This is a genomic window from Pantoea sp. GL120224-02, from assembly GCF_900215395.1.
GTDB lineage: Bacteria > Pseudomonadota > Gammaproteobacteria > Enterobacterales > Enterobacteriaceae > Pantoea > Pantoea communis.
The window spans coordinates 286,830-304,386 of the sequence record NZ_OBEC01000003.1 but is presented as its reverse complement, the minus strand read 5'-3'; the positions used below and the strand labels follow the sequence as shown (position 1 = coordinate 304,386).

The following is a 17,557-nucleotide window of genomic DNA, read 5'->3' as shown; positions in this document are numbered from 1 at the left end:
CGTCCGTTGCAGCGCTTTTAGTTCACCACATTACAGACGAAGTTGCGTCTATCGGGATGACGAGTGCCGTATTAATCTACAGGTCGCCGCACTTGCGCTGGAGTCAACTCTGGTGCGTGCGGCTGGACTGCTCCTGACTGCCAGACTCTTAGCTTAGGCACACACCATGACCAAAACCCAGCGACTGATGGAGCTTGTACAATTGTTACGTTGTCACCGCTATCCGGTGACTGCGCAGCATCTTGCGGAGCAACTCAGCGTAAGTGTGCGCACCGTCTATCGCGACATTATCAGCTTGCAGCAGCAAGGCGTGGAAATCGAGGGCAGCGCGGGTTTAGGTTATTTGTTGAAATCAGATGGCCATCTCCCGCCGCTGATGTTCTCGCGCCATGAACTCGATGCGCTGGCGTTGGGGTTGGACTGGGTCAGTCGCCATACCGATGCCGAATTGAAATCTGCCGCACAACATGCGCTGGCTAAAATCCACGCCGTATTGCCGGAACATTTATCTCACGCGCTCGATCATCAATCGCTGCTGGTTGCCACACGTGGTGAAGTGCTGTTTGAAACTCATCTGCCCGAAATTCGCCAGGCAATCCATACGCGCAACAAGATCACCTTACGATACAAAGATCTGAAAGACGCCACTTCAACCCGGGTGATTTGGCCGGTGGTGCTGGGCTATTTCGATCGCGTCCGCTTACTGTGCGGCTGGTGTGAGTTGCGCCAGGATTTTCGCAACTTCCGCGTTGATCGTATTGAAGAAATTCAGGCGAGTGATGAGGTGTATCCTGGAACGCGTTTTCAATTACTTAAGCGCTGGAAGGATTACCACCAGTTGCGGGAACAGAATGGCTATCGTGAGGCATGATGTTTGAAGCCCACAACGAGCAGTATTTCATTTTGTTTTGCGCTATCTCTGATAACCATGAAAAAAACTTTCGAAACCACTGATCATCGACCACGCTTCAATGCATAGCATCGCCGCAGCTTTAGCACACTGCTAAAGCCTCAGCACCCTCAACGGAGGCACTATGTTCTGGAAAATTGGCTCTTGCTCATTGCTGGTCATGGTTTCATTTATTTCTGTGGCTAAGTCACCCTACAGCAACCTGTCCTACGCATTACGAGAGCAGCAGATCATCACCGATCTGCGCGCGCACTGCCATCTGGCGCAAGAGATACCGAATGAACGCATTAAACAGGTGTTTCTGAATAGCTCAGAGAATCACGATGCGATAGTGAACGCCGCTGATGCCCTGAAGAAGAAGGATCAGTCTGGCTACCACCAGCATATTGAACAGGTGAGCTGCCCAAAACTGGCGATGTTCTCGCCAGCAAAAAAGTAGAGGCCGCGCTAGAGTAAGCCACTGTACAAAACCGGCCCCGTTGGCAACCCCGTTGGCGAACCGCCTTGAGGTTCAAGACTGATCGCAATCGTTGTCCCTGCTGCCAGCGTTTTTTGATCCATCTCGATCCGAGTGGCTGAATTGTTTGCCAGCAGCCCTAATGAAACCGGCTGTTTGCCGGCAGGGATCAGCCATAGCTGCAGACTGTCAGCTGTCGCAATGGCAACGGGTTTCAGCGGCGCGAGTTGCAGATAGCGGCTATCGCTACTGCGGCTCACCACCCACTGCCCCTGCTGCTGCGCATCACCGAGAATAATCAGCGGTGCGAATTCTTCCGGGCGATAGTTGTAATAAGAGACCAGCGTAATGGCCGCCAGACCCGCAGCAACCAGCCAACCCAGGTAAGGATTGGCGCGTTTAACCGGAGTTTTAGCCGGCAGGCTTAACGTGATCTTTTTCCAGACGCGTTCAGGCGGTGTTTGAGGCCGCAAGTGCGTATCTAATCCGGTTAACATCGTCTGCCAGCTGGCGACTTTCGCGGCGAGTTCAGGTTCCTGCTGTAGCCGCCGTTCAAAGCGCAAACGGGCATTGCCGCGCAGTGTTCCCAATGCATATTCGGCCGCGAGCGCGTCATCATTTTGCTTGTTGTTGTTCATAGGCCCACGCACTCCCGAAGATGCTCCATCGCACGACGGATCCAACTTTTCACTGACCCTACCGGCTGTTGTAACCAGGCGGCAATATCGCTGTGCGACATCCCCTGATAGTAAGCCAGCGTCACACTTTGCCGTTGCTCACTGCTAAGGTGCTGCAAGCAATGTTGTAAACGGGCCGCCTGCGAATCATCAAATGGCTGCTCTGTATTATCAGCATCCGTTTCCTGAGTACTGTCACTGTATTCCTCTGACGCCAGCGCTTCACGCGCCTGCCCACTGCGCAACCAGTCGATACAGCGGTTACGCACAATATGCGTCATCCATGTCATGGGGGCACTGAGTGCGGCATCATAGCTGTCGGCTCGGTTCCAGATGGTGAGGAAGCAATCATGCAGCACTTCTTCTGCCCAGGCTGGCTGGCGTAAAGTGCGCAATGCAACTGCAAACAAATGCGGAGAAGTGAGTCGATACAGTTGTTCAAATGCCGGGCGATCGCCTTGCGCAATCGCCCGCAATAATTTCACCTGCTGTTGAGCCAAAACGTTATCCATGTTTTTCCCGGAAGGCATTGAAATGCCTTTCGAGTATAGACAATTACTTAGGCATCAGGACGGTGTCGATGACGTCGATCACACCATTTTTCTGGTTCACATCATAAGTGCTGATATTGGCCACATTACCCATGCCATCTTTCAACTGAATATTGTGAGGACCGTTGCTCATAATCCATAAAGGCTGACCGTTAACGGTTTTCAGTTCCGCATGACCGCCACCTTGTTTAATTTTCATCTCCAGCGCTTTCATATCGTATTTACCGGCCACGACATGGTAGGTCAGGATGCTGGTCAATTTGGCTTTGTTTTCTGGTTTTACCAAATTATCCACGGTGCCAGCAGGCAATTTCGCAAACGCGGCGTTGGTTGGCGCGAACACAGTGAAAGGCCCTTTTCCTTCGAGTGTTTCCACTAAACCTGCTGCCTTCACTGCGGCCACTAACGTAGTGTGATCTTTAGAATTGAGTGCATTTTCAATGATGTTTTTCTGCGGATACATAGCGGCACCGCCAACCATGACAGAATCAGAGTTCATGGCTGCGAAAGTCGTGGCGGAGAACATCAGCGCGCCAGAGATGACTGCGGTGGTGATTAGCTTTTTCATCATAAATCCTCGTTGTAGGGGAGCGAAGAATTTGCTCACAACGGGATATACGTAAGGAGGGGGCCAACTGGATGCAGAGAAAAATAAAAAAATTTCGCCCCTCACAAAACGGTTTAAAACACCGTCATGTGAGGGTTCGCTGGCTTTACATCTCGTCTTCAGGTTCCAGGGCGTCCTGAATGGCATCAGCCAGATTAGAAATTTCATTCGCTACCGCCTGAAGATCCCACGACGCTTTTGAACCGCTGGCAGAGGTTGAAGCGCTGACGGATTCCTTCGCCACCGCTAAAGCGGCCGCCACAGCGATGGTTCGCTTGTGTTGTTCTGGCGTCATACCCATTGGGGGTGGTGCAAAGTAGTCATTGACCATTTCATCTCTCCGTTTACCGCGTTCAAATAATTAATCCTGCGTGCATTATCAGGATATTGAGCGCGAGCGCGACTAAAAGTTCACGTAATGCTCCTGACAGATGCTGTTAAAGCGAGCACGTCCTACAGCGGTAATTTTGGCAAAGAGATATTCGCTGGTAACCCATCCAGAAAAAAACTGTCAAAACTGTGTCGATAATCCAGCATGCCTAAACGATTTTTCTGCTGAACTGTTGCTCAGTAAGGGGGCTTCCCCACTGATCGCCCTCCCATTCTTTTGACAATTCAAATCCAAATGATTCGTACAATCGTCTGGCCGCGGTAAGTTGATTAAACGTCCATAACTGTACTGAAGCGAATTTCTGTTCATCACAAAATCTCGTCGCTTCTGAAATCAGTTTTCTGCCCAATCCGCTACCACGACACCCGTCGTCAAGGATGAACCAGCGCAGATGCGCCTCATTATTTCCCAGATCTTCACCGTCAATGGCAACTGACCCGACAATGCGTTCATTCAACATTGCCAGCCAAATCTGATTACAGGGTTTTTCCAGTCGCAACGCAAAATCAGCCAGACCGGCAGCAACCTTCGCTTCAAAGAAATGGCCGAAGTGATGCTCTCTGGCGTAAAAGCTGCCATGCATTTCTGTAATACGACCAATCATACCTGCATGATAACCCGAGACTATCTTGACGTTATTTTGCACTTGCCCTGCGGTGTTTTCCCGACAGGCTTTCAACGCGCTGGCGTATGACGATAGGCCCTGTGATATAGCGTCCTGAGTAAAGGGATCGAGTTTTCTGAGCGCTGCTGCTACTCGTTGGTCAGCGTAAGCATTGATGCTCTGCACGATATCTTTACCCTTCCCGGTGAGGCTCAGTCGTTTGGTCCTCGCGTCTTCTGAACATGGACTCTCTTCAAGTTCTCCGGCTTCAACGAGTTTAGCGAGCATGCGGCTGACGCTGGACTTCTCCAGCCCTAAAATCTGCACCAGTTGAGCCGCTGTCATTGAGCCATGAAGTTCAACTTCAAGCATGGCGTGAACGGCTGAGGGAGGATAATCCGTTGCAGCCAGATTTTGGTTCATAAAACCCAGTTCTCGCACCATTAAACGTGATGACACACGGATGTTTTTTATGTTTTGAAGTTCAGTAGTCATTTACGGTACCTTGCCAAATTGGTTGCGCAATACAACCATTAGCACACAGGGTTTGTCAATGATTGACTTCCGGCGACGCCAGGCTCAGAGATTGAATTAGCGACTTCCGTGTAAAACCTCGCCCACTCTTAACTGACCCACTTTCCAGCGTGGCTGCGGCTACTGACAGAATTTGTCACAGCCGCCTCGTACTATGCAGCCGTAAACCCACAAGGAGAAAAAACCATGTTTACTGCTGATATGACCATCCTTTATGTACCGAACGTTGTCAAAAGCGCTGACTTTTATGCATCGCTGTTCGATATCAAGCCGATTAATGTCACGCCCACTTTTGCGATGTTTGTTATTGAGAATGGATTCAAACTGGGTTTGTGGTCGAAATACACCGTTCAACCGCCGGTGGAGACGCAACATTTTACGGCCAACGGTGAAATCACTTTTAAAGTGCAGCACAAAGCCGACGTCGATTTCCTCTACAACGAATGGGGCGCGTTCCGTGAGATCACCATTGTACAGTCACCGACCGAGATGGATTTTGGCTACACCTTCACGGCTATCGATCCTGATGGGCATCGTCTGCGCGTAATGTGGTTGCAGTTAGAAGATTAATGTTCTGGGGCGGCCATGCGGCCGCCCATTGAGAACGCTAACCTTGCGGCGGGATAAATGCCTGCACCGGCGTCAGTTCTCCAGTGTATTTGCGTACCTGAACCACGGTGATTTGACCACTGCAGCCCTGCGTCAGCGACGACGTGCCAATATCCAGCGTCAACACATTGGGGTTGCCGTGACGACATAACGGACGCAGCGCAGTGGGATCCACCGGATCGTACCAGGCGCCGGTCGGCAGTTGAACCACGCCGGGCATCACCGTGTCGGTCACGCGCGCGCTGGCGAGTACGTGACCTCGCTGGTTGTAAAGCTCAATAATCTCGCCGTCTTGAATGCCCAGCGATGCCGCATCATCCAGATTCAGGCTGCATACCTCACGTCCATCACGTTTGCCACTCAGGCTGTAATCACCGAAATCCAGCTGACTGTGCAAACGCGTCGCGGGCTGATTGGCAATGAGCCAGAACGGATGGTCGGCATCGGGCTTTTGCTGCGGCTCTCGCCACACCGGATGTCCGGGGCAGTTTTCATAATCGAAACTGGCGATAGTCGCCGAGTAGATTTCGATTTTCCCGCTCGGCGTTGGCAGTGGTGCAGCATCCGGATCGGCGCGGAAGGCATTCATCATCCGTCCACCGTCTTTAAGCTGCGGCAATTCCAGCACGCCCTGCTGCCAGAATTGTTCAAAATCGGGAATGTCGACCTGTTGCGTTGCCAGCTTTTGCTGCAACTGTGCGTAATGGTGTTTCAGCCAGCCACGCGTATCGCGACCTTCGGTAAACGCCTCTTCACGTCCCAGCCTGCGCGCCAGCTCAGCAAAAATGGCGTAATCGTCTTTGGCTTCGCCGTGCGGTTGCGCGACCGGCTGCATAGCAAACAGATGGCGATCGGTTGGCGCACCGCCGATATCTTCTCGCTCCAGCGTCATGGTCGCGGGCAATACGATATCGGCATGCCGTGCACTGGCCGTCCACGCAATCTCATGCACAATCAGCGTATCCAGCTGGCAAAATGCCTGACGGAGTCGCGCTAAATCCTGATGGTGGTGGAACGGATTACCGCCCGCCCAGTAAGCCAGACGAATATGCGGATAGGTCAGGCGGCGACCATTGTAGTCGAACGGTTTGCCGGGATTGAGCAACATGTCTGAGATGCGCGCCACCGGGATCAGACGATCGATGCCATTTTTGCCCTGCGGTAACGCCGGGAAACTCACCATGTTGTGATGCTTACCGTAGTGACCCAACGCGCCCAGCGCATAGGTGTAACCGCCGCCCGGTAAACCCGGTTGGCCCAGCGCCGCGGCCAGTACCAGCCCAAGCCACACCGGTTGTTCGCCGTGCTCCGAACGTTGCAGCGCATGCGCAACGGTGACCAGCACACGCTTACCGGGTAAGTGACGGGCAAAATCAGCGATAAAGGCCGCGCTGACACCGCAGATCTCTGCCGCCCAGGCGGCATCGCGTCGCGTGCCATCTTCTTCACCACGGATATAAGCGACCATTTCCGGCCAACCCACGGTGTAGCGACTGAGGAAGGCTTCATCCGCTAGCTGTTCTTCAATCAATACGGACAGAACACCGAGAATAAAGGCGGCATCGGTGCCTGGACGCAAGGCCAGCCACTCCCCTTTAGCTTCGTCGGGCAGATCGCTTTTCAATGGGCTTACTGAGATAAAACGTGTGCCGCGTTGTGCAGCCTGCTGCATAAAACCGCGCTCGGTGTGTTCACTTAATCCACCGCTCGCCACCTGCGAGTTTTTCAGCGCCAGACCGCCAAAGGCGATGACGATTTCACTGTGCTGAGCAATCTCTTCCCAGCTCACGCCGCGCCGCGCAATCTCGTTCATGTCGCCGACGATATGTGGCAGCAGCACCGAAGCAGAGCCGGAACTGTAGCTGTTTACCGAACGCACATAGCCGCCCAGCGTGGTGTTCAGGAATCGGTGTACCTGGCTTTGCGCATGGTGAAAACGTCCGGCGCTCGACCAGCCATAAGAACCGCCAAAAATGCCCTCTGGGCCATAAGTGTCGCCCACGCGCTTCAATTCACGCGCCACTAATTCGTAAGCCTGCTCCCAGCTAACCGCAACGTATTCGTCATTGCCCCGGCGCTGATCGGGGCCGGGGCCCTCTTCCAGCCAGCCACGACGCACCATCGGGCGCGAGACGCGTGCCGGATGATTTAAAGCGGTGCGAAAGTTTTGCAGCAGCGGGCTGGGATCGGGATCGCCTTTAAAGGGTTCGATAGTGAGCTGGTCGCCCGATTGCTGGGCATGAAAAGCGCCCCAGTGGGCGCTGTGCATTACCGGTTTTTGCGTCATCACTGTTCCTGGCTGTCAAAAATGAAAAACGGTGCTTAAAGCACCGTTGCAATAAAGTTTCTTACGCGCCCGTTTTCCGGGTCGTCGAGGACTTGTTGAGTGGGTCCGGCCGCCACGATTTTGCCGTCTTCCATAAAGACAATGTTGTCGGCAACCTCGCGCGCGAAACCAATCTCGTGCGTCACAATCACCATGGTGATGCCGGAGTGCGCCAGTTGCTTAATCACTTGCAACACTTCGCCCACCAGTTCTGGATCCAGTGCCGATGTCGGCTCATCGAACAGCATCACACCCGGGTCCATCGCCAGCGCGCGCGCAATGGCCACACGCTGTTGCTGTCCGCCGGAAAGATTCTGCGGCCACTCCTCTTCGCGCCCTGCCAGCCCCACCTGCTTAAGCAGTGACAGCGCTTTGCTGGTCGCCTGTTGGCGGTTCTGCTTTTTCACGCGCATCGGTGCATCAACGATGTTCTGTAACACCGTGCGATGCGGGAACAGGTTGAACTGCTGGAACACCATGCCAATTTGCGCACGCTGACGCGCAATCTCACTGCTGCTTAACTCATGCAGCGCCTGGCCTTTCTGCTTGTAGCCAATGATTTCGCCACCAATACGAATGGTGCCGCCATCCAGTTTTTCCAGGTGGTTGATGCAGCGCAGCAAAGTGGATTTCCCCGAACCAGAAGGCCCAAGAATGACCGTGACAGAACCGGCAGGAATATCGAGATTCACTTCGTCCAGAATCGTGACGCCAGAGAAGCGTTTAGTGACTTTACGTAAGGCGATCGCTTCAGCCATTGCTTACGCTCCTTTCAGGTTTTTGCGCGCTAAAGCCCGGCAAGGATTTAAACAGGCTGCGTTTTTCACGACGCGTAACGCCACGACCAAAATAGCGTTCAACGTAGAACTGACCAATCGACAGTACCGAGGTCATCAGCAGATACCACAGCGTCGCCACCAGCAGCAGCGGGATCACTTCATAGGTACGCTGATAGATGATCTGCGCGGAAAACAACACGTCTTGCAGCGAAATGACTGACACGACGGCCGTGGTTTTCAACTGACCGATAATTTCATTACCGGCAGGTGGCATGATGGCGCGCATCGCCTGTGGCAACACCGTGTGTCGGAAAATCTGCGCGGGGCGGTAACCCAGCGCACGTGCGGCTTCCAGTTGTCCGTTTCCCACGCTTTGGATACCGGCACGCACAATTTCTGCGGCATAGGCAGATTGATGCATCACCAGCGCGATCACTGCCGCACTGAATGGACTCACCAACGCATTAGACTGGGTACTCCACAGCTCGCCCAATCCGGGAATAGAGAGTGAAATCGTTGGATAGAGCGCGGCAATGTTGTACCACAGGAACAGCTGCACCAGCATCGGCACACCCCGGAAGAACCAGGTATAGAACCAACTCACGCCCACCAGCACGGGGTTGGATGAGAGGCGCATCAGCGCCAGCACCGTACCAAACGCAAAGCCCAGCACCACCGAAATCGCCGTCAGTTGCAGCGTCATTAATACGCCCTGCAGGATCGATTCGCCGGTGAAATTTTCCGCAATCACGCTCCATTCGAAGCGTGGATTGTTAATCATCGAGTGCGCCATTGCCACGACGCACAACAGCACCACCAGCGCACTCAGCCAGCGTCCGTAGTAACGTTTGCCGACAATTTTCAAATCATCGGTGTGGTCACGTACATCACTCATTGAAAGATTTCCTGGTTACGTTTGGATTCTTTAACCGCGCCAAAACCGATGCCCCAGTTGTCGAGGATCTTCTGGTAGCTACCATCTTTGATCAGCGAGTTAAGTGCCGCTTGCACCGCAGGCTCAAGCGCAGAATCTTTCGGGAAAGCCACAGAAACAGGCGCGTCATGCACGGTGATTTCGCCGCTCAGGGTGATAGGTTTAATCACCTTCGCCTGCCACAGCAGACCTTCGTACGGGCCGAGGAACATCGGTACGCGACCGCTGACCACGGCCTGAACACCGGCTGGACGATCCGGGAATACGGATACTTTGATCGGTTTTTTACCCGCGGCTTCACAGGCTTTGCTGGCTTCTTCCAGACGCGTCACCTGCGTGGTGCCTGAACCTGCGCCAACTTCCAGGCCGCACACGGCGTCAAGGGTTTTGAACGGTGCCACATTGGCATCTTTGCGCGAAATAATGCCCAACAGGCTGGCATCGTAATAGCTCACGAAATCGATAATTTTGGCGCGGGTCGCGGTGGCGTTGATATTGGAGAGTGCCACATCGTAACGACCGGTTTTCAGGCCGGGAATGATATTGTCGAAACCGCCGGTGTCCCGCCACTGGACCTGGATCCCTAAGCGTTCGCCCACGGCGTTCATCACGTCAATTTCACGTCCGGCCAGGGTTTTGTTGTCTTCTTTATAGAAAGTGGTCGGCGGCGTGTTGGGATTGGTTCCTGCCACGATGTAGCCGCGCTTAACCACATCCGCCGGCAGCAGGCTTTTCAGTGCCGGGTCGGCCTTAACATGGAGTGAACTGTCAGTCGGGACGGATTGATCGGCGGCAAACGCGGTGTGTGCACTCAATGCAAGTGCAAGCAAGGTGATACCTTTGGCGAGTTTCACTGGAACCTTCTCCTGATATATATAAATGTTTCCCTGTCGGGAAAAGGCGTTGAGGTAGCGATGTATTTTTCTTCTTTCTCACCTCACAGCGAAAAGAAATTGTCATCCTCAGAACGTCCCGCAGCCATTCTCAGTAAGATGTGCAGCGATCACAAATGCGAAAAACGGATATCTATTGCCAGATTTCGGGAATAGAACTCGGCGCCCGTGGTGACGGGGATGACCGCGCCAGCGATGGCGCGGTTTGAAGTGAGGTATTCAGATTTAGTCAGGTATTCAACAGCCTGCTTTTACCATGGCTTATGAACGTTTTCTTCTTAACAAGACTTTATCGTTCTAAACGTTTGCGTATAGGCTCAAACTCTTTCGTCGCATGGCGTGGAACGGTATCGGGTAAATTTTGCTCCGCAGCCTGCCAGTATTGCCACGGTACTTTATTGTCGCCCAATTCGTAATCCATCCCATCCCAGCTGTCTTCCCGGAAGCTGTAAAACGCCCAGTGCGACTGCTGCTGATCCAGCACCTTTAACACATCCTCCAGATATTGCGTGCACCCTGGTAATGTGCGGACACAACCGAACTCACCAACCACCATTTGATGGCGGGCCACATCGTGCGATTTCGCCCACTCAAACGGTAGCGCTAAATATTCTGCTACGCGTTGTGCATCCCACTGTTGCTGCAATCCCGCAAACGGGACTTTACCCGGGTAAGGCCAGGGCGCTTTGCGTTTGGCATTCGGTGCACTGGTGGCGGAATAAGGCTCATACATGTGCACGCTATATAACACCCGTTTATCTTCGAGCGGCTGTGGCCAATACGTGAAGGCATCGGCGGCAGCGTACCAGCCACTGTCGACCATCACCGGCGTCTGCTGATCGACTTCGCGAATCGCCGCAATCACGGTGCGGTAAAACTCCGGTAAATCCCGCGCGGTACCCTTGTGCTGCAGATACCAGCTTTTCATGGTTGCGGCAGACGCATGTTCGTCCAGACCGCCCATTTTCTCCGGTGCGGGTTCATTAATGATGTTGTATGCCGCTACTGCAGGGTGGTCTTGCAATGCAGCCGCAAGGTCACGCCAATAACGGGCACTTTGCTGCCAGAAAGCGTTGTCTTGCCACAGCCGGTCGTCGAACTGTCCGCCGTTATTTTGTGACCAGCGCATGCCGGGTAAGGAAAGCGGCGTAATCACCACTTTCAACCCTGCTGCCTCAGCGTTATCCAGCACATTTCTCAAAGTGGCGACATCTTCCGCCACTAATCCCTGGTAGCGATCCGCACTGCCCAGCAGAAAATCACGCTGTTTGGTGGGCCATTTATCCCAGGAGAGCCGCACCCAAGAGGCACCGTAAGTGTGGAGAGCATTGAAATAAGCAGTATTGGGTGGAATGCGATTAAAACTGTTGCCGCCATGTTGAGGTTGCAGCCAGAAATCCATCTTATCGGCGGCTCTGGCAACAGGAATAGTGAACGAAATCAGTAACAGGAATGTAAAGGTTTGTATGATCTGGCGCACACTTTCTCCTTGATTTATGAGAGTCCCAGGCACCCTTTTAGGTGCAGGCTCGAAGCTAAATGGATTCCCATGTAGTTACTGTGCGTTATCACTGATTTTAGTCTACTGATTTGCAAGGAATTGATGACAGTTTGATGAACGCTTTTCCTCCGCAACGTTTTTTAAGCACAAACGTCACTCTGGCTTTACGTTTCTTCACGTTTCCCCCGCATTTAGCACCAATCATGGAGAAAAAAAGGAGACGCCGGTTTGTCGCATATACAATGAGAAACATTCTCATTATCATGCGCATTTGCTTACATATGTTAATACTTCAGGGAGAAGATTTAAGTGAATGTAACTTTGTATGTCAGGAAGCGCCCTCTTGCACTGATTGTGGCAGCCTTGCTCACCTCACCTGCTTATGCCGCAGAACCCACGGAAAAACTGGCTGACGATGAATCAATGATCGTCACTGCAGAACAGGGTCTGAAACAACAGCCTGGCGTTTCCACCATTACCGCTGAGGACATTGAGAAAAGCCCACCGGTTAACGACCTCTCCGATATCATCCGCAAAATGCCGGGCGTCAACCTGACCGGTAACGGGGCCAGCGGTAGTCGTGGCAACAACCGCCAGATTGATATTCGCGGCATGGGCCCGGAAAACACCTTAATCCTGATCGATGGCGTGCCAGTGAGTTCGCGTAACTCCGTGCGTTACAGCTGGCGTGGCGAACGTGACTCGCGTGGTGATACCAACTGGGTGCCCGCGGAGATGGTAGAACGTATTGAAGTGATTCGCGGCCCAGCCGCCGCGCGTTACGGTTCCGGTGCGGCTGGCGGCGTGGTGAACATCATCACTAAACGCCCGACCAATGACTGGCATGGATCACTGTCACTTTTCACCAATCAGCCCGAAAACAGTAAAGAGGGTGACACGCGTCGCGCCAACTTCAATTTGAGTGGCCCACTGGCTGGCGATGCATTAACCATGCGTCTGTATGGCAATATCAACCGCACCGATGCGGATGCTTATGATATCAATACCGCTCAAAACGGCTCTTATGCTGCGGGACGGGAAGGGGTACGTAATAAAGATATTAACGGTGTACTGTCATGGAAAATCACTCCTACTCAGATCGTTGATTTCTCCTACGGCTATAGCCGTCAGGGCAATATTTATGCGGGCGACACGCAGAACAGCAATGGAAATAGCAGTGCAGGTGGTTTAGTTGAATCTCTGTACGGCAGTGAAACAAACCGCTTATATCGTCAGAGCTATGGCGTCACTCATAACGGTATCTGGGATTGGGGCACATCCAAACTTAATTTCAACTACGAGAAGACCAATAACACTCGCTTGAAAGAAGGCACTGCCGGAAGTGTTGAAGGGATGATCAACAGTAATGTTTATTCGACCAGTCGTCTGGAAAGTTATCGTGCTGGCGGAGAAATAAACTTCCCACTGGAATTATTGGTGGACCAAACCGTGACGTTGGGAGCGGAATGGAACCGCGATGAGCTTAATGACCCTGCGTCAATGCAATCTGCAAGTACAAACCTTTACTTGCCAGGTAGTTCAGGCGATCCGTCTCAGCGCAGCAGTAATAACTCCGCCACGATAAGTTCTCTTTATTTTGAAGATAATATTGCCGCCACTGACAGCACTGAAATTATTCCGGGTTTACGCTTTGATTATCATGATGCTTTTGGCGCTAACTGGAGTCCAAGCCTGAATATTTCGCAAGGATTGGGCGACTATTTTACGCTCAAAGCGGGTATTGCGAGGGCATTCAAGGCGCCTAACTTATATCAATCAACTCCCGGCTACCTGCTATCAACACGTGGCAATGGCTGCCCAATTGGCCTATCCCAATGTTATTTATTAGGGAATGACAATCTCGATCCTGAAGTGAGCGTCAATAAAGAAGTGGGACTAGAGTTTAACCACGCGGGTTATGTCGCGGGTATCACCTACTTCCGTAACGATTACAAAAACAAAATTGTATCCGGTACTGATGTTGTCTACACCAATGGTACTTACAACGTGCTTCAGTGGGAGAATGGAGGCAAAGCCATTGTAGAGGGGCTGGAAGGGAACCTGACTATTCCATTGATTGCGGACACACTTGAGTGGCGGTCTAATGCGACTTACATGTTCCGTTCAGAAAGTAAGAAGACCGGAAATCCTCTATCGGTCATTCCTGAATTTACTATCAACTCACAATTAGAGTGGCAAGCAACTGATAGCCTTAGCGCCAATATCAACTGGACGCAGTATGGCCGCCAAAAACCGCGCCAAAATGCAGAAACAGTTATTGAGGGAAGACCTGGAGGTCTTTCACAACGTGAAATCAAGCCATATTCCATTGTCGGCTTGAACCTCAATTACGACATCACTAAAAATTTGCGTGCTAATGCGGGTATTAACAACCTGTTTGATAAGCGCATTTATCGTGAAGATGAAGGTGCTTCAACTTACAACGAACCGGGCCGCGCCTATTACGCTGGCGTCACCCTGTCGTTCTGAGTCCAGATGGGTGGCCTTCTAAGGGCCACCCCTATTGACTTGCTTTTCTATCTCCCTGTTAACCCATCAATTTCCATCCAAAATCACATCAATATTTTTTTGACGTTAAGCCTGCAAATTTTGATGGTTTTACGTCAAATAACCGCTCGCCGCTGCACATCGCATCCGCTAATTTCATCGCTATCTCCCCTACAGGATATAACCGATGATCAAAGAAGCGTTTTATCGCACAGGTCACCCCGCACCTCAACTCGGCGTCAGCCCACTCTCCTGGGTCAATGAAGTGCTGCAATACCTCGGCGCAGGGACCTCGGCCGAACACTGTTTGAAAGAAGCGAAACAGGCCGGATTTCAGGGCGTCGAGCTAAGTCGCATATTCCCGCGCGAACCCGGGGCATTGAAGCAGCTGTTGGCACAACATCAACTGCAGCTGGTGTCAGGCTGGCATGACGGATTTCTCACCGAACGCAGCGTTGAGCAGGAGCTGGATGCGGTGCACAACCATGCCACCCTGCTGCAGGAAAATGGCGCCAACGTGATGGTGTACGGCGAATGCGGCTGGATGGCTGACAACGCGCTGGATGTGCCACTGAGCACCCGACGTTTGTTGCCGGAGAGTCAGGTCGCCGACTATGCCGATCGCCTTTCCCGCTTTGCCGAAGCCCTGTTTGATCGATACGATTTACGCCTCGCCTATCACCACCATCTCATGATGGTGGCCGAAACACTGCCGGAAATCCGTGCGTTGATAAATGCCTGTTCGCCCGCCGTTGGCCTGTTACTGGATACCGGTCACGCCACCGCTGCCGGATTCTCCTATACGCAACTTATTGAGGAATTCGCCGACCGCATTTGCCACATCCATCTAAAAGATGTGCGGTTGGATCGCCTGCAAAAAGTACGGGCCAGCGGTATGACCTTCAACGAAGCCGTGCTCGCAGGGATGTTTACCGTGCCAGGCGACGGCGGTATTGATTATCGGCCGCTGGCAGAGTTTATCGCTCGCAGCGGTTATCAAGGCTGGATGGTGGTGGAAGCCGAGCAGGATCCGGCGAAAGCGCCCCCATTGGAGACCGTGACTCGCGCACAACGTTTTGTTGCCCAACACATTTTACCTGCAAACGCTTAAGGAGCCGCTGATGGCTGGAAAAACACTGAATGTTGGCCTGATCGGTTCAGGCTTTATGGGCCAGGCACATGCCGATGCATGGCGCCGCGCGGGTTTACTGTATCGTAATCTGGCGCTGCAACCCGTTCTGCATACGCTGGCAGATGTCACGCCCGCACTGGCCGAAGAAGCGGCTCGACGCTACGGCTTTCAACACAGCACGGCGGACTGGCAGTCGCTGGTGAACAATCCTGAAATCGATATTGTTGATATCACCACGCCTAATAGCATGCACTTCGACATGGCGCTGGCCGCGATTCGTGCAGGTAAACACGTCTACTGCGAAAAGCCGCTCACCGTTTCGTTGCAGGAAGCACAAACCCTGACCCAGGAAGCTGAGCGAGCAGGTGTGAAAACCATCATGGCGTTCAATAACATCAAAACGCCGGCAGCGCAGTTGGCGAAGCAGATGATCGATCGCGGTGACATCGGCACACCGACACGCTTCCGTGGCTGGTTCGATCAGGGATTTTTCAACGATCCCGAGCTGCCATGGAGTTGGCGTTGCTCACGCGAACAGGCCGGGTCTGGCTCACTCGGTGACTTAGGCTCACACGTGGTGAGCGTGGCGCAATATTTGATGGGGCCAATCAAGAGCGTGGTAGGACAGGAGCAGCTGTTTATTGACACGCGTCCTGCTGCGGGTGGTGGTTCAGGCTATGGTGCCCAGGCAGATAAACAGGCGGCGCGTTTGAAAGTGGAAAACGACGATCAGTTCCAGGCGCTCGTGACTTTCGAGAACCGCGCCGGTGGCGTGATTGAATCTTCACGCATCTCCGCAGGAAAAGTGTTCGGCATTGCCTGGGAAATCTCGGGCACCGAAGGCACCATCATCATGGACGGTGAGCGCTTTAACGAACTGAAGATTGCACGTTATGGCGATGCGAAACACGATCGTGGCTTTAAAACCATTTATGCCGGTTCTCAGGTCGAGCAGTTTGGAGGCTTCTTTGGCTTCGATTTCGCTGGCGGTGGCCTGGGATACTTCGATGTGAAAGTGATCGAAATTTACGACCTGATTAAAGGCCTCAGCAGCGAAGCCGGTTGTTTCCCGGATTTCCGCTTTGGCCTGGAGAATCAGCAAATCATTGAAGCGATGGTGCGCTCATCTGCCAGTGGTCAACGTGTGGAGATCGCCAGTCTGCGCAACTAACTAAAAAACTCGCGCAGTGCCTCAGCCAGCGCCTGCGGTTGCTCATCCGGGATGAAGTGACCGCAGTGCGCGATTTTGATGCCTGAAACCTCAGCCGCAAACTCCTGAAGCGGAATCGCCATATCGGGGATCGAACCCTGATCGGCACTGACCGCCAGCAACGGCACCGTCAGTTTGCCGTTATCATGCAGCCATACACGGTTTTGTTCCGCCGAGACGCTCACTTCGCGATAGGCCGCCATGCCTGCGCGCAATGCCCCGTTCTGTTGCAACAAGCGCACATATTCCGCCATATCTTCCGCGTCAAACACCATTGGGCTGACGGCTTTGCGTTTCAGGAACCAATCCAGATAGATCTCTTCGCGCCCGGCAATTAAGGCTTCAGGCAGATCCGGCAGCAGATGGAAGGCGAAATGCCAGGTTTTCCAGGCCTTATCGGGCGTGGCAGGCAGCGCATCCGGCAAGGTCACGCCCGGAATGCCGGCGTCAAGCAGTGCAAGTTTTTTTATCTGATTGGCATAACGCAGGGCAAACGGCCAGGCCACCCACGCACCGACATCATGCGCCGCAAGATAGTAGTGATGGATGTTCAGTTGCAGCAGCAGGCCCTGTACTTTTTCTGCCAGAGAAGTGGTGTCATATCCGCTGTAAGGCTTATCGGAATCCCCCTGACCGGGGAGATCGGGCGCGATAATGAAGTAACGATCGCCAAGCAGAGCCATTACCTTGCGCCACGCAAACCAGCTTTGTGGGAACCCGGCTAACAGCACCAGGGTTTCACCTTGTGGGTTGCCGCCGCTAACGTAGTGGATGCGAACACCGTCTACGGTGGCGTAATGATGGGAAAAATCAGGCAGGTTGGTGACAGGTTGTGACCAGCGCGATGTTATTTTTAATTCTGAGGCATTCATCCGTTACTCCTAGAATTGGAAATGGTTACTTCCTAATTGGTCAAATTCTTGGTCGGATAGGT

Annotated in this window: 17 protein-coding genes; 6 read left to right on the top strand and 11 right to left on the bottom strand. The window is 52.9% G+C overall.

Annotation, left to right across the window (positions count from 1 at the left end):
- Positions 1-166 precede the first annotated feature (166 nt).
- Together CRO33_RS08485 and CRO33_RS08480 are read left to right on the top strand one after the other, a co-directional pair.
- On the top strand, positions 167-871 hold the full coding sequence (locus CRO33_RS08485; protein WP_097117813.1) for a helix-turn-helix transcriptional regulator: 705 nt from the start codon (positions 167-169) through the stop codon (positions 869-871).
- A 163-nt stretch (positions 872-1,034) separates the two neighbouring features.
- Complete coding sequence (locus CRO33_RS08480; RefSeq protein ID WP_097117812.1) at positions 1,035-1,349, top strand: YicS family protein; 315 nt, start codon at positions 1,035-1,037, stop codon at positions 1,347-1,349.
- 8 nt (positions 1,350-1,357) lie between these two features.
- Here the strand turns inward: CRO33_RS08480 and CRO33_RS08475 are convergent, their stop codons facing one another.
- From CRO33_RS08475 to CRO33_RS08455, 5 genes are all read right to left on the bottom strand, one after another.
- On the bottom strand, positions 1,358-2,005 hold the full coding sequence (locus CRO33_RS08475) for an anti-sigma factor (RefSeq protein WP_097117811.1): 648 nt from the start codon (positions 2,003-2,005) through the stop codon (positions 1,358-1,360).
- A complete protein-coding gene (locus CRO33_RS08470) occupies positions 2,002-2,556 on the bottom strand; it encodes an RNA polymerase sigma factor (protein WP_097117941.1) in 555 nt (184 codons plus the stop codon). The genes CRO33_RS08475 and CRO33_RS08470 overlap by 4 nt, the downstream gene beginning before the upstream one ends.
- A gap of 43 nt (positions 2,557-2,599) precedes the next feature.
- Positions 2,600-3,163, bottom strand: a complete 564-nt coding sequence (locus tag CRO33_RS08465; RefSeq protein WP_097117810.1) for a fasciclin domain-containing protein — start codon at positions 3,161-3,163, stop codon at positions 2,600-2,602.
- Positions 3,164-3,308: 145 nt separating this feature from the next.
- On the bottom strand, positions 3,309-3,533 hold the full coding sequence (locus CRO33_RS08460) for a hypothetical protein (protein WP_097117809.1): 225 nt from the start codon (positions 3,531-3,533) through the stop codon (positions 3,309-3,311).
- A gap of 208 nt (positions 3,534-3,741) precedes the next feature.
- Positions 3,742-4,692: a bifunctional helix-turn-helix transcriptional regulator/GNAT family N-acetyltransferase gene (locus tag CRO33_RS08455; protein WP_097117808.1), complete on the bottom strand. Its 951-nt coding sequence runs from the start codon at positions 4,690-4,692 to the stop codon at positions 3,742-3,744.
- A 225-nt stretch (positions 4,693-4,917) separates the two neighbouring features.
- Here CRO33_RS08455 and CRO33_RS08450 point away from each other — a divergent pair, with 225 nt between their 5' ends.
- Complete coding sequence (locus CRO33_RS08450; protein ID WP_097117807.1) at positions 4,918-5,301, top strand: VOC family protein; 384 nt, start codon at positions 4,918-4,920, stop codon at positions 5,299-5,301.
- Between the two features lie 37 nt (positions 5,302-5,338).
- Here the strand turns inward: CRO33_RS08450 and CRO33_RS08445 are convergent, their stop codons facing one another.
- The 5 genes from CRO33_RS08445 to CRO33_RS08425 form a co-directional block, all read right to left on the bottom strand.
- Positions 5,339-7,627 carry a molybdopterin-dependent oxidoreductase gene (locus CRO33_RS08445; protein WP_097117806.1) on the bottom strand — a complete coding sequence of 763 codons (2,289 nt, stop codon included), beginning with the start codon at positions 7,625-7,627 and terminating at the stop codon, positions 5,339-5,341.
- Positions 7,628-7,662: 35 nt separating this feature from the next.
- A complete protein-coding gene (locus CRO33_RS08440) occupies positions 7,663-8,424 on the bottom strand; it encodes an amino acid ABC transporter ATP-binding protein (RefSeq protein ID WP_058961754.1) in 762 nt (253 codons plus the stop codon).
- Positions 8,417-9,340 carry an amino acid ABC transporter permease gene (locus tag CRO33_RS08435; RefSeq protein ID WP_034827514.1) on the bottom strand — a complete coding sequence of 308 codons (924 nt, stop codon included), beginning with the start codon at positions 9,338-9,340 and terminating at the stop codon, positions 8,417-8,419. Before CRO33_RS08435 ends, CRO33_RS08440 begins: the two co-directional genes overlap by 8 nt.
- Positions 9,337-10,233, bottom strand: coding sequence for an ABC transporter substrate-binding protein (locus tag CRO33_RS08430; protein WP_058961755.1), 897 nt, complete (start codon positions 10,231-10,233; stop codon positions 9,337-9,339). The genes CRO33_RS08435 and CRO33_RS08430 overlap by 4 nt, the downstream gene beginning before the upstream one ends.
- A 328-nt stretch (positions 10,234-10,561) precedes the next feature.
- Entirely contained in the window at positions 10,562-11,752 is a 1,191-nt protein-coding gene (locus CRO33_RS08425) for a glycoside hydrolase family 5 protein (protein WP_255253256.1), read from the bottom strand.
- 330 nt (positions 11,753-12,082) lie between these two features.
- Between CRO33_RS08425 and CRO33_RS08420 the strand changes: the two genes are divergently transcribed.
- The 3 genes from CRO33_RS08420 (at position 12,083) to CRO33_RS08410 (ending at position 16,584) form a co-directional block, all read left to right on the top strand.
- On the top strand, positions 12,083-14,263 hold the full coding sequence (locus tag CRO33_RS08420) for a TonB-dependent siderophore receptor (RefSeq protein WP_097117805.1): 2,181 nt from the start codon (positions 12,083-12,085) through the stop codon (positions 14,261-14,263).
- A gap of 205 nt (positions 14,264-14,468) precedes the next feature.
- Positions 14,469-15,392, top strand: a complete 924-nt coding sequence (gene iolE, locus CRO33_RS08415) for a myo-inosose-2 dehydratase (protein WP_097117804.1) — start codon at positions 14,469-14,471, stop codon at positions 15,390-15,392.
- Positions 15,393-15,402: 10 nt separating this feature from the next.
- The gene (locus CRO33_RS08410; RefSeq protein WP_097117803.1) at positions 15,403-16,584 is read left to right on the top strand and encodes a Gfo/Idh/MocA family protein; all 1,182 of its coding nucleotides are present in this window, start codon (positions 15,403-15,405) and stop codon (positions 16,582-16,584) included.
- Here CRO33_RS08410 and CRO33_RS08405 read toward each other — a convergent pair.
- Entirely contained in the window at positions 16,581-17,495 is a 915-nt protein-coding gene (locus CRO33_RS08405; protein ID WP_097117802.1) for an alpha/beta fold hydrolase, read from the bottom strand. The two genes, CRO33_RS08410 and CRO33_RS08405, sit on opposite strands and share 4 nt — an antisense overlap.
- Between the last annotated feature and the right edge of the window lie 62 nt (positions 17,496-17,557).

Bases quoted from the DNA above. Each gene is read 5' to 3' on its own strand.
- CRO33_RS08450 (WP_097117807.1), top strand. From the start codon at position 4,918: ATGTTTACTGCTGATATGACCATCCTTTATGTACCGAACGTTGTCAAA.
- iolE (WP_097117804.1), top strand. From the start codon at position 14,469: ATGATCAAAGAAGCGTTTTATCGCACAGGTCACCCCGCACCTCAACTC.
- CRO33_RS08475 (WP_097117811.1), bottom strand. From the start codon at position 2,005: ATGAACAACAACAAGCAAAATGATGACGCGCTCGCGGCCGAATATGCA.
- CRO33_RS08455 (WP_097117808.1), bottom strand. From the start codon at position 4,692: ATGACTACTGAACTTCAAAACATAAAAAACATCCGTGTGTCATCACGT.
- CRO33_RS08410 (WP_097117803.1), top strand. From the start codon at position 15,403: ATGGCTGGAAAAACACTGAATGTTGGCCTGATCGGTTCAGGCTTTATG.
- CRO33_RS08470 (WP_097117941.1), bottom strand. From the start codon at position 2,556: ATGGATAACGTTTTGGCTCAACAGCAGGTGAAATTATTGCGGGCGATT.
- CRO33_RS08460 (WP_097117809.1), bottom strand. From the start codon at position 3,533: ATGGTCAATGACTACTTTGCACCACCCCCAATGGGTATGACGCCAGAA.
- CRO33_RS08485 (WP_097117813.1), top strand. From the start codon at position 167: ATGACCAAAACCCAGCGACTGATGGAGCTTGTACAATTGTTACGTTGT.
- CRO33_RS08445 (WP_097117806.1), bottom strand. From the start codon at position 7,627: ATGACGCAAAAACCGGTAATGCACAGCGCCCACTGGGGCGCTTTTCAT.
- CRO33_RS08465 (WP_097117810.1), bottom strand. From the start codon at position 3,163: ATGAAAAAGCTAATCACCACCGCAGTCATCTCTGGCGCGCTGATGTTC.
- CRO33_RS08435 (WP_034827514.1), bottom strand. From the start codon at position 9,340: ATGAGTGATGTACGTGACCACACCGATGATTTGAAAATTGTCGGCAAA.
- CRO33_RS08440 (WP_058961754.1), bottom strand. From the start codon at position 8,424: ATGGCTGAAGCGATCGCCTTACGTAAAGTCACTAAACGCTTCTCTGGC.
- CRO33_RS08405 (WP_097117802.1), bottom strand. From the start codon at position 17,495: ATGAATGCCTCAGAATTAAAAATAACATCGCGCTGGTCACAACCTGTC.
- CRO33_RS08480 (WP_097117812.1), top strand. From the start codon at position 1,035: ATGTTCTGGAAAATTGGCTCTTGCTCATTGCTGGTCATGGTTTCATTT.